This window comes from Nitratidesulfovibrio sp. 1201_IL3209 (genome assembly GCF_036763125.1).
In the GTDB taxonomy this organism is placed as follows: domain Bacteria; phylum Desulfobacterota; class Desulfovibrionia; order Desulfovibrionales; family Desulfovibrionaceae; genus Cupidesulfovibrio.
In genome coordinates this window covers 101,311-112,688 of the sequence record NZ_JBAIYT010000004.1, presented here as the reverse complement: position 1 = coordinate 112,688, position 11,378 = coordinate 101,311, and the positions used below count along the sequence as shown (strand labels likewise).

Sequence of the window (11,378 nt, the reverse complement as noted above, 5' to 3'; positions counted from 1 at the left end):
CAACCCCTTCGCTTAAGCGCGGGAAACCTCCGTGCGGCGATACGCATCCGTAGCCGGAGATCGCCGCCGAGGCTTTGCGAGGCGGAAGCTCCGGCGTCGCGGATGCGCGCCGCAAGAAGAGTGGAGTAAAAGGCACCCAAGCTCTGCCATGCCTGCGGGAGTCATGTGCGCATTGGCGGCACCGGCGGCAGATCGCCCGGAGGCGCCCAGCGCCGGAGGGAAGCTGCCGCCGAAGAGACGCCGCGCGTGATACGTCGGGGGTCCAGGGGGCGGAGCCCCTTGGAACGCGGGGGTGCAGGGGGTGTTCGTTACAACACCCCCTGCCTGCCGGAGGCATAACGAGATCGAGCGTGGACTTGGTGGCTGACGTGTATTCGTAGAGGCCGCAGCCAACCGCGCGGCAGCCTTTCATCACCCCGCCGGGGGCATAACGAAATCGAACGTGGTCAAAAGGGCACGACTGTCTTCGTAGAAGCCGGGTGCAACAAGGCACAACATATCCCATCCCCTTCACCCCGCCGGACGGCGCCCCCCCGCCCCCTTCCGCCTGTCCAGTTCCTCGGTCAGGTCCTGCGTGGGCACGCAGCGCAGCATGTCGCGCAGGACGACACCGGCATCGGGCCGTCGACGGGCCTCGGTCTCGTTCTCCCTTGCGGCCGGCGCATGCTCGGCGAAGACAGGCCCAAGGCCGGTGACGATCCAGTAGGTATTGATGCCCAGCCGCGACAGCCGTATCAGCCAGTCCGCCGGGATACGGCCGTGCTTTCCGGCCTCGACGATGGCGGACAGCCTGAGGCCCAGCAGTTCCGCCAGCGCGGCCAGCGTCCGGCACCCGGTAGCCTCAAAGATACGGGCCAGTTGCGCCCTGGCATCTGGCCCGTAAAAGGAAGGAATCTCGCTCATGGCACGCTCCGGCATTGCGCGGTTGGCAACTGCCCGGAGCACGGAACGCCCGAAGGAACGGACGCCCGGCCGCAAAGGATTCCCGGAAGAGCAATTGCCGGGAGCTCGTAGCCGCCACAGGACGGTGGGATTATTCCCCCTTGCGGGGTATTGTATTCTCCGCACTCCCGACACGCGTGCATGAAGACGGCCGTGCCTGCTTGCGCATGCACAACCCCGCAGTGTCGGCGGCGGACCGCCTGTGGATAAAGGTGCTACGTACACCCGCCCGCACTATGCGGCACCCGGACGGGCGGCGTCAAGTGCCCGGAGCCGTTGGGAGATATGGCCGCGACAGCGAAAAAGAAGCGGAAGGAAAAGGAAGGGAACGGGAACGCTTCAGGTGGGAGCCAGGCAGGATGTCAGGTGGGATGTCGGGGGGGGGGATGCCAAGGGGACACGTTCAGGAGAGCGCCCAAGGGGGGATACCCCTGCCCCCCAGCGCAGCGTCCCCCCCACCCTAACCCCTGTCACCGTCTTGCCATCATTGCCCGGCTGTGCGAAAACGTGGTGCCTTGAGCGGGCATCCAAGACAAGGACACCGAATGCCGCCGCACTCCCAGCATCGCCGTTTCCGCCCCCTGCCGCACCGGCCCGCCCCGGTCCGGCCCTTCGACGCTGGCGTCCGGCCCGTGTCCGGCGGCCTTGCCGCGCCGCTCGTCCTGCTGATCCTGCTCGCCCTGTTCCTGCTGCCCGCGGCCAACCCGGCCCAGGCCGCGCCCCCGCGCCAGTTCGTGCTCGACACCTTCGCCATCGAAACCCGCGACGACACCCTGGTGCTGCGCCTGGGCGTGGGCGTGGACGACCCCGACGGCCTGCGCGACCTGCTCAAGGACGGCGCCGAAATGGAACTGCGCGGCACGGCCACGCTCACCCGCCGCCGGGGCGTGCTGCCCGACGTGACCCTGGCCGAAAAGGTCTTCGCGTGCGTGCTGCGGCACGACACCCTGACCCGCGAGTTCGAACTGCGCCTGGAAGGCCGCGAGTCACCCTGGCGCGACAAGAACCTTTCCCGCCTGCTGGAGGCCACCTGGAAACGCCTGGTGCTGCCCCTGGCCCCCATCTCCACGCTGGAAAAGGGCGAACCGCACCGCGTGTCGCTGGGCCTGTCCCTGCGCCACACCGACGTGCCGCCCTGGCTCTCGCGCACCCTGTTCTTCTGGTCTTGGGAGGTCGTGCCCGACGCGACCTTCACGCAGGACTTCACCTACTGACCCCCCGCCGCACCATGGCCCGCCGCACCGTGACGCCCGACCAGCCCTCCGGCCGCCCTCCAGACGGGCAGCGGCCGGATGACGGGCACCCTGCGGACAGGTACCCGCACGACGACCCCGCCTTTCCTCGCGTCATCCGGGTCAACCCCACGGACACCCGCGAACGCAAGCGCCGCCAGCGCGAAATCTACGTGGCGGCGGGCGTGCTGGTGGCCATGCTGGTGGCCACCTGGGTCGAACTGAACCTGTTCGGCGTCGATTCGTACATCTTCCTGGTCCTGCTGAACATCAACTTCATCCTGCTGCTGGTGGTGCTGTTCATCGTGCTGCGCAACGGGGTGAAGCTGATCCTCGAACGCCGTCGCCGGGTGTTCGGCTCGCACCTGCGCACCCGGCTGGTGCTGGCCTTCATGGCCCTGTCGCTGGTGCCCACGGTGATCATGTTCCTGGCCTCCAACCGGGTGGTGGGCACCTCGGTGGACTACTGGTTCAACAACCAGGTGGAGGTCTCGCTGGACAGCGCGCTGGACGTGGGGCGCAGCTTCTACACCGCCTCGGCCGACCGGCTGCGCGCGCGCGGCGAATCCATCGTGGCCGAGATCGCCGACCGCCACCTGACCTGGGGCGGCCAGGCCATGGACACGCTGCTGGAGCGCAAGCGCAAGGAATACGGCCTGTCGCTGGCCGGGGTGGTCACCCCCGGCCGGGTGGAGCAGAACTGGCACGCCCCGGCGGACCTGACCCCCACGTGGAAGGAGGCGCGCCGCAAGATCGCCTGGGACCAGGCGGCGGCGCAGCAGTACGTTTCCCTGCTGTGGAAGGGCGAAAGCGCGGACTACGTCTTCGGCGTGCTGGCCGTGGACGGCGGCCGCACCGGCTACCTGGTGGTGGCCGAATCCATCGGCGAGGGGGTGATGCTGAAACTGGAGCGCATCGCCCAGGGCTTTGACGAGTACAAGAAGCTGAAGACGCTGAAACGACCGCTGAAGGTCTCGTTCCTGTTCATCCTGGCGGTGCTCAGCGTGCTGATCATCCTGGGGTCCATCTGGTTCGGCTTCCGGCTGTCCAAGGAACTCACCGCGCCCATCCTGGCCCTGGCCGAAGGCACGGAGCGCATCGCGCGCGGGGATCTTGCCTTCCGGCTGGAGGACGCGGCCACCGACGAACTGGGCCTGCTGGTGCGTTCGTTCAACCGCATGGCCGAGGACCTTTCCGTCAGCCGCACCCGCCTCACCGACGCCAACGACATGCTGGCCCTGCAGAACGTGGAAATAGGCGAGCGCAGCCGGTACATCGCCACGGTGCTGGACAACATCGCCGCCGGGGTGGTCTCGTTCGGCCCGGACGACCGGGTGGCCACCATCAACGCCGCCGCCTGCGCCATGTTCGGGGTGGAGCCGGGCGACATCGTGGGCCGCGACCCCCGCGAATACCTTTCGCCCGAAGACGCGGCCATGAACCGCCAGATGCTGGACGAAGTGCGCGCGCGGCCCGGCCGCCGCTGGCAGAGCCAGGTGGACTCCGGCCAGGGCGACCACGCCCTGAAGCTGCTGCTCACCGCCGTCAGCCTGACCACGCCCGAGGGCGAGCACCGGGGCGCGGTGGCCGTGTTCGAGGACATCACCGAACTGGAACGCATGCAGCGCATGGCCGCCTGGCGCGAGGTGGCCCGGCGCATCGCCCACGAGATCAAGAACCCGCTCACCCCCATCAAGCTTTCGGCCCAGCGGCTGGAACGCAAGTTCGCCGACGCGGTGGGCGACCCGGTGTTCGGCCAGTGCACCGACCTCATCGTGCGCCAGGTGGAACACCTGCAACAGATGGTGGAGGAGTTCTCCGCCTTCGCCAAGCTGCCGGAGGTCACCCCCCGGCCCGGCGACCTCACCCCGCTGCTGGAGGAACTGACCGCCCTGTTCCGCAACAGCCACAGCAACATCTCGTGGACGCTGGACATCCCCGCGCCGCTGCCGGTGCTGCCCATGGACCAGGAAGCGCTGCACCGGGCCTTCCTGAACATCCTGACCAACGCGGCGGAAGTGTTGCAGGGGCGCGCTGACGGCGCGGTGACCATCACCGCCGTGCACAACACGGCCCTCAACCTGGTGCGGGTGGACGTGGCCGACAATGGTCCCGGCCTCACGCCCGAGGAACGTTCGCGCCTGTTCGAGCCCTATTTCTCGCGCAAGAAGGGCGGCACCGGCCTTGGCCTGACCATCGTCAAGTCGGTGGTGTCGGACCATCGCGGCTACGTGCGCGCCCACGCCGCCCCCGCCGCGCCCTCCGCGCCCGATCCGTCCCATGTGCCGGGCATGGCCGGTGCGGCTGCCGGAAGCGGTACCCCCGGCAGAGGCGCCCCCGGCAGCGGCACCGTTGTCACCGTCGAGCTTCCTGTGGCATAAGGGAATATATACCGGCGCCCCCTGTGCCGCGCGGGGCGCCTTTCCCTTTCGCGGCCCGGCGGGGTCAGTGCAATCCGGCCACACGCCACGGGAGTTCCCGCATGCACGTCGTCATCCTTGGTGGAACGGGATTCATCGGCTCGGCCCTCACCCGCGCCCTGCTGGCGCGCGGCGATGCCGTCACCGTGCCCTCTCGCGCGCCGCGTGCGCCAGGTACGCCCGGTGCGGGAAACGCGGGGGGCTTCAGCACCGCCACGTGGAACGGGCGCGACCCGGAACCGCTTATCCGCCTGCTGGAGGGCGTCCATGCGGTGGTCAACCTGGTGGGCGAAAACATCGCGGGCGGCCGCTGGACGCCGGAGCGCAAGGCGCGCATCGTGGACAGCCGCGTGGCGGCCGGGCAGGCCGTGGCCGCGGCGCTGGGGGCCATGAACGGCGCGGGGCTTCCGGCGGTGCTGGTGCAGGCGTCGGCGGTGGGGTATTATGGCTGCTGGCCCGACATGGCCGCCGCGCCGCGCTGCGGCGAGGGCGACCCGCCGGGGGCCGGATTCCTGGCGGAAACCTGCGCCCGGTGGGAGGCGTCGTCCGCCCCCGCGCAGGCCATGGGCGTGCGCCGCTGCATCATCCGCAGCGGGGTGGTGCTGGGGGCCGGCGGCGCGCTGGCGCGCATGCTGCCCGCGTTCCGGGCCTGGCTGGGCGGCCCGCTGGGCAGCGGCAGGCAGCCTTTTTCGTGGATTCACCTGGCGGACGAGGTGGGGGCCATCCTGCATCTGCTGGACACCCCGTCCTGCTTCGGCCCGTACAACCTTGCCGCGCCGCAGGCCGTGGACAACGCCGGATTCGCGGCGGCGCTGAACCGCGCCGTGGGCCGCCCGGCCTGGCTGCCCGCGCCGTCCGCGCCCGCCTTCGCCCTGCGGATGGCCCTGGGCGGACTGGCGGAAGAAGCCCTGCTGGCCGGGCAGGTGGCCCCGCCGGACCGGCTGGCCGACTCCGGCCATGCATTCCGGTTCCCCACGCTGGACGCGGCCCTGGCGGACCTGCTGGCCGCCTGACGCACCCGCGCCCCCGCGCGGAACCATACCCCGCACCGGGCCGGAGCCCGCCGCGCGGGGACGACACACCAACGCTCCGGAGCGGGCATGGCATATTGCAAGATACTGCTGGTCGAGGACGAGGCCGTTTCGGCGCTGGACATGCGCCGACGGCTGCGCTCGCTCGGCTACGGCGAGCCGGTGCTGGCCACCAGCGGCGAGGAGGCCGTGGAAAAGGCCCGGGACGAAAAGCCCGACCTCGTGCTGATGGACATCGTGCTCGGCCAGGGCATGGACGGCATCGACGCCGCCGGGCGCATCCTGGCCCACCATGCCGTGCCCGTCATCTACATGACCTCGCACGAGGACCCGGAAACCCTGCAACGCGCCAAGATCACCGAGCCGTTCGGGTACCTGCTGAAGCCCTTCGAGGACCGCGACCTGCGCACGTCCATCGAGATGGCCCTGTACAAGCACCAGATGGACCACGAAACCCGGCGCAAGGAACGCTGGTTCGCCACCACCCTGCGCTCCATCGCCGACGCGGTGCTCACCGTGGACCGCCACGGCCGCATCACCTACATCAACGCCAGCGCCGAAGCCATGACCGGCGCGGACCACCACGCCTGCATCGACCGCCATTTCGCCGAGCACGTGGACATCCGGCCCGATGGCGGCCACCGCCTCCAGGACCCCAACGACCTGCTGGGCCAGATGCCCCAACTCGCGCAGACGGCGCAGACGGCGCAGGCCACCGGGACAGGCTTCGGCTTCGCCGCCTCTTCCTTCTCCCCCCCGTCACACCTGTCGCACCAGCCGTACCTGTCACACCTGTCGCCGACGCCACCCGCCGCGCGGCCCGCCCTCCCGATCCAGCCGACTTCCCCGATCCAGTCCGCCCCCGCAGGGCAATCGGCCCCCGCAGGTCAATCGGCCATGACCGAAGCCTTCGTGCACGGTCCCGACGGCGCGGCCCACCCCGTGGAGATGAGCGCCTCGCCCCTGGCCGACCCGGACGGACGCCGCGTGGGCACGGTGCTGGTGTTCCGCGACATCACCGAACGCCGCCAGTCGGAAGAGGCCTTGCGCCGCAGCGTGGAAGACCTGCGCCGCACCCTGCGCCAGACCGTTTCCGCCCTGGCCACCGCATCGGAAAAGCGCGACCCGTACACGGCCGGGCACCAGTCGCGCGTGGCGGAACTGGCCCACGCCATGGCCGTGCGGGTGGGCCTTTCCGGCGAACGGCTGGAAGGACTGCGCGTGGCAGGCATGCTGCACGACATCGGAAAGATCCACATCCCTGCGGAAATACTGGCCAAGCCTACCCGCCTGACGGACCTGGAAATGGGCATCATGCGCACCCACAGCCAGGTGGGCTACGACATCCTGAAGGAAATCGAATTCCCGTGGCCGGTGGCCCAGATCGTGTTGCAGCACCACGAACGGCTGGACGGTTCCGGCTACCCCGAGGGCCTTTCCGGCGAGTCCATCCTGCCGGAGGCGCGCATCCTGGCCGTGGCCGACGTGGTGGAGGCCATGTCCTCGCACCGGCCGTACCGCGCCTCGCTGGGGCTGGGCCCCGCCCTGGCCGAGATAGCGGCCGGGCGCGGCACTCGCTACGACCGCAACATGGTGGACGTGTGCGTCAGCCTGTTCCACGACGGCTTCATCCTTTCCTGACCGCAACCTTCCCGAACCCGCCACCGGACACGCCATGCACGCCCGCATCCTGATCATCGACGACGAAGACGGCATCCGCTTCTCCCTGCGCGGCATCCTCGAAGACGAGGGCTTCGAGGTGCTCGAAGCCCCCAGCGGCGAGGACGGCCTGGCCCTGCTGGCCCGCGAGACCCCCGACCTGGTGTTCCTGGACATCTGGATGCCCGGCATGGACGGCCTGGCCGTGCTCGACCAGCTGCACGCCCAGCGCCCCGGCCTGCCGGTGATCATGATTTCCGGGCACGGCACCATCGAGACGGCGGTCAACGCCATCCGCAAGGGCGCGCACGACTTCATCGAAAAGCCGCTGTCGCTGGAAAAGGTGCTCATCGCCGCGCAACGCGCCCTGGAATACGGCGACCTGCGCCGCGAGAACGAAGCCCTGCGCGACAGCCTGCCCACGGCCCACGCCGACGAGATGAACGGCCGCTCGCCGGTGATGGAAACCCTGCGCGGCCAGATCGCCCGGGTAGCTCCCACCGACGCCTGGGTGCTCATCACCGGAGAGAACGGCACCGGCAAGGAACTGGCGGCCCGGGCCATCCACGCGGGCAGCCGCCGGGCCAGCCGGCCGCTGGTGGCCGTGAACTGCGCGGCCATACCGGAAGAACTCATCGAAAGCGAGCTGTTCGGGCACGAGAAGGGCGCCTTCACCGGGGCGGACGCGGCCAAGGCGGGCAAGTTCGAAATGGCCCACAAGGGCACGCTGTTCCTGGACGAGATCGGCGACATGAGCCTGAAGACCCAGGCCAAGATCCTGCGCATCCTGCAGGAGCAGCAGTTCGAACGGGTGGGCGGCCACCGCACCATGCGCGTGGACGTGCGGGTCATCGCCGCCACCAACAAGAACCTGGAGGACGAAATCGCCGCCGGGACCTTCCGTGAAGACCTGTACTACCGGCTGCGGGTGTTCCCCCTGCTGCTGCCCCCCCTGCGCGAGCGCGAGGGCGACGTGCCCCTGCTCATCGACCTGTTCGCCCAGCGCCTGGCCCGCGACTACGGCGTGCGCCCGGCCACCTTCGCGCCCGACGCCATGGAGGCGCTGGCGCGCTACCCGTGGCCCGGCAACGTGCGCGAACTGCGCAACTTCGTGGAACGCATGCTCATCCTGCACGCCGGGCTGGAAGTGACGCGGGCCATGCTGCCCCCGGAATTCCTGCCCCGCCGGGGCGCGGGCGTGGGCGGAGTCGCGGGAGGCGGGGCGGGAGCCGGGACCGCGTGCGCCGCCGGGGCGGCAGCCGGGCCAGGCCATTCACCGGACCAGTCACCGGACCAGTCTTCCGGGGGGGACCACCTGCCCGACATGGCCGCGCTGCTGGCCCCCGGCATGGACCTGAAGGCGGCCCGCGCCGCCTTCGAGGCGCACTACCTTGCCGCGCGCCTTGCGGAGTGCGGCGGCAACGTCACCCGGCTGGCCGAGGCCGTGGGCATCGAGCGCAGCCACCTGTACCGCAAGCTGAAGGGCTACAACATCCAGACGGCCGACTGACCGGGCTCCCGCCACGGGCACGCACGGCGGCGGCTCCGTCCACACCGGCCACATCGGGCACAGACGGGAGGCAACATGCACACGCTGGTACTTCTGCGTCACGGACAAAGCGCGTGGAACCTGGAAAACCGCTTCACCGGCTGGACCGACGTGGACCTTTCGCCCGAGGGCGAGCAGGAGGCCCGCGACGCCGCCCGCCTGCTGGCGGACGAAGGGCTGACCTTCGACGTCTGCCACACCTCGGTGCTCACCCGGGCCATCCGCACCCTGTACATCGTGCAGCACGAGATGGGGCTGTGCTGGCTGCCGGTGCACAAGCACTGGCGGCTCAACGAGCGCCACTACGGCGCCTTGCAGGGGCTGGACAAGGCGGAAACCGCCGCCCGCTTCGGCGAGGACCAGGTGTTCCAATGGCGGCGCAGCTACGACATCCCGCCCCCTCCCCTGCCCGCCGACGCCCCACGCAATCCGGCCGGGGACGCCCGCTACGCGGACCTCGCGCCCGACGTGCTGCCCGCCAGCGAAAGCCTGAAGGAGACCGTGGCCCGCGTGCTGCCCTACTGGCACGACGTCATCGCGCCGCAGGTGCTGGCCGGGCGGCGGGTGCTGGTGACGGCGCACGGCAACAGCCTGCGCGCCTTGGTCATGCACCTGGACGGCATGACCCCGGAGGCCGTCACCAAACTGAACATCCCCACCGGGCTGCCGCTGGTCTACACCCTGGACGCCCGGCTGCGCCCGCTGGGCCACCGGTACCTTGGCGACCCGGCCGTGGCCGAGGCCAAGGCCAGGGCCGTGGCGGCGCAGGGCGCGGCGCGGAAGTAGCGGGCGCAACGGAAGGAACGGGCGTCGACCGCGCGGGGAGCGGGCGCGCACGGCTCGCCACGTCCCGCAGACCGTGCCATGCTTGCGGGCGGAGCATTCCGGCGGGCCATCCTCGCCCATCGCTTACATTGACAAGCCCCGCACGCGTACCTACCGTTCCACACCGCGCACGGCGCGAAGACACACTCACAGGCCAGCGCCCTCGGCGGGGGGAAGCATGCCGCAAGGAGCACGCATGGCGAGCAACATCAACCTCAAGCTCAAGCAGAAGCAGTACGAGAGCACCGTCGTCGAGTTCATCAACGAGAAGAAAGGCTACTTTCTCGTGGTGAGCGACGACCAGAACTTCATCTCCCTGCTGCGCAACACGGTGGCCAAACATCTCGCCATTGCCACGGATGCCCTCTCGGTGGTCACCAATACGGACTACATCATCAAGTCCATCCGCGACGTCTCCCTGCGCAAGAAGAACGTGCTGGTGTTCATGGAGCGCATGCTGGAAGGCCGCGACACCGGCATCCTGGTCCGGCAGGTCAAGAACGCCTACTCGGACGTGAAGATCATCATCCTCACCGGCGAGACGGAGCGGCAGCGCCTGGTGCTGCTGCACGAAATCGGCGCGGACAACTTCATCAGCAAGCCCATCTCGGTGAACACGCTTATCGAGAAGATCGCCTTCACCATCAAGCCGCAGGGCAAGCTGGGCCAGCTCATCGACACGGCGCGGGCCATGGTGCAGCAGGGCTCGCACGAAAGCGCCCTGAAGGTGTGCCGCAAGATACTGGAACTGAAGCCCAACAGCGCCGCCGGGCTGCTGGTCATGGGCGACGCCTACCAGGCGCTGGGCAAGATGGACCGCGCCCGCGAATGCTTCGAAGAGGCCAGCCGCAACGCCGACCTGTACCTGGAACCGCTGAAGAAGCTGGCCGACCTGAACAAGCAGATCGGCGACAGCGAAGCCCAGCTGGGATACCTGGAAAAGCTGGACCGTCTCTCGCCCCTCAACGTGGAACGCAAGGTGGACATGGGCGAAATCCACGTGGAGATGGGCAACCAGGAAAAGGCCGAGGAACTTTTCGAACTGGCCGTCACCCAGGCCACGCGCGAGGCCATGGCCTACATCGGCGACATTTCCGAACGCATCGCCAGCATCTACAGCGAGCGCGACCCGGAACGGGCGGAACGCTTCCTGCGCAAGGCCCTGGACGCCAAGGGCGACATGCTGGACCGGGGGGACCTGGGCACCTTCAACCGCCTGGGCATCGCCCTGCGCAAGCAGGGCAAGTGGCGCGAGGCGACCATCGAATACCAGAAGGCCCTGCGCATCGCGCCGGACGACGAAAACCTGTACTACAACATGTCCATGGCCTTCGCCGAGGGCAAGGAATTCCGCGATGCGCGCGCCAACATGCTGAAGGCCATGACCATCAACCCGGAACTGCCCCGGCGCGACAAGACCATCGCCTTCAACATGGGCCTGGTGTTCATGCGGGCGGGCGGGCGCGACTATGCCGAACGCTGCCTGCGCGTGGCGCTGGAGATGGACCCGGATTTCGACCTCGCGCGGCAGGCCCTGGCACGATTGGGGCAATCATCCTGATGGATTGCCCGGTCAATCCGCGTTCGACCCACGGATCGATCCACCGATTTCATGGGGGGCCTGCAAGGGTCCCCCTTTTTGCGGGTTGCAATCCGGACTGCTTTTCCATATGCTGATATCCTGATTTACTGAAACGGCGCACCGCGCCACCAACGGAGG

At 69.1% G+C, this 11,378-nt stretch carries 8 protein-coding genes; 7 read left to right on the top strand and 1 reads right to left on the bottom strand.

Going from position 1 to position 11,378, the window contains the following annotated elements; translation table 11 throughout:
- Nucleotides 1-510 precede the first annotated feature (510 nt).
- Entirely contained in the window at nt 511-903 is a 393-nt protein-coding gene (locus V6B97_RS04050) for a helix-turn-helix domain-containing protein (RefSeq protein ID WP_333505215.1), read from the bottom strand.
- A 584-nt stretch (nt 904-1,487) separates the two neighbouring features.
- Here V6B97_RS04050 and V6B97_RS04045 point away from each other — a divergent pair.
- From V6B97_RS04045 to V6B97_RS04015, 7 genes are all read left to right on the top strand, one after another.
- Nucleotides 1,488-2,156, top strand: a complete 669-nt coding sequence (locus tag V6B97_RS04045; protein ID WP_333505214.1) for a DUF4390 domain-containing protein — start codon at nt 1,488-1,490, stop codon at nt 2,154-2,156.
- Between the two features lie 14 nt (nt 2,157-2,170).
- A complete protein-coding gene (locus V6B97_RS04040) occupies nt 2,171-4,555 on the top strand; it encodes a sensor histidine kinase (RefSeq protein WP_333505213.1) in 2,385 nt (794 codons plus the stop codon).
- Between the two features lie 101 nt (nt 4,556-4,656).
- Nucleotides 4,657-5,607, top strand: a complete 951-nt coding sequence (locus V6B97_RS04035) for a TIGR01777 family oxidoreductase (protein WP_333505212.1) — start codon at nt 4,657-4,659, stop codon at nt 5,605-5,607.
- A gap of 87 nt (nt 5,608-5,694) precedes the next feature.
- Complete coding sequence (locus V6B97_RS04030) at nt 5,695-7,266, top strand: HD domain-containing phosphohydrolase (RefSeq protein ID WP_333505211.1); 1,572 nt, start codon at nt 5,695-5,697, stop codon at nt 7,264-7,266.
- 34 nt (nt 7,267-7,300) lie between these two features.
- Nucleotides 7,301-8,794: a sigma-54-dependent transcriptional regulator gene (locus V6B97_RS04025; RefSeq protein ID WP_333505210.1), complete on the top strand. Its 1,494-nt coding sequence runs from the start codon at nt 7,301-7,303 to the stop codon at nt 8,792-8,794.
- A 75-nt stretch (nt 8,795-8,869) separates the two neighbouring features.
- On the top strand, nt 8,870-9,619 hold the full coding sequence (gene gpmA / locus V6B97_RS04020) for a 2,3-diphosphoglycerate-dependent phosphoglycerate mutase (protein WP_333505209.1): 750 nt from the start codon (nt 8,870-8,872) through the stop codon (nt 9,617-9,619).
- Between the two features lie 235 nt (nt 9,620-9,854).
- Nucleotides 9,855-11,219, top strand: coding sequence for a tetratricopeptide repeat protein (locus V6B97_RS04015; protein WP_333505208.1), 1,365 nt, complete (start codon nt 9,855-9,857; stop codon nt 11,217-11,219).
- The last annotated feature ends 159 nt before the right edge of the window (nt 11,220-11,378 follow it).

Coding starts and splice junctions, on each gene's coding strand:
- V6B97_RS04025 (WP_333505210.1), top strand. CDS start 7,301: ATGCACGCCCGCATCCTGATCATCGACGACGAAGACGGCATCCGCTTC.
- gpmA (WP_333505209.1), top strand. CDS start 8,870: ATGCACACGCTGGTACTTCTGCGTCACGGACAAAGCGCGTGGAACCTG.
- V6B97_RS04045 (WP_333505214.1), top strand. CDS start 1,488: ATGCCGCCGCACTCCCAGCATCGCCGTTTCCGCCCCCTGCCGCACCGG.
- V6B97_RS04015 (WP_333505208.1), top strand. CDS start 9,855: ATGGCGAGCAACATCAACCTCAAGCTCAAGCAGAAGCAGTACGAGAGC.
- V6B97_RS04040 (WP_333505213.1), top strand. CDS start 2,171: ATGGCCCGCCGCACCGTGACGCCCGACCAGCCCTCCGGCCGCCCTCCA.
- V6B97_RS04035 (WP_333505212.1), top strand. CDS start 4,657: ATGCACGTCGTCATCCTTGGTGGAACGGGATTCATCGGCTCGGCCCTC.
- V6B97_RS04030 (WP_333505211.1), top strand. CDS start 5,695: ATGGCATATTGCAAGATACTGCTGGTCGAGGACGAGGCCGTTTCGGCG.
- V6B97_RS04050 (WP_333505215.1), bottom strand. CDS start 903: ATGAGCGAGATTCCTTCCTTTTACGGGCCAGATGCCAGGGCGCAACTG.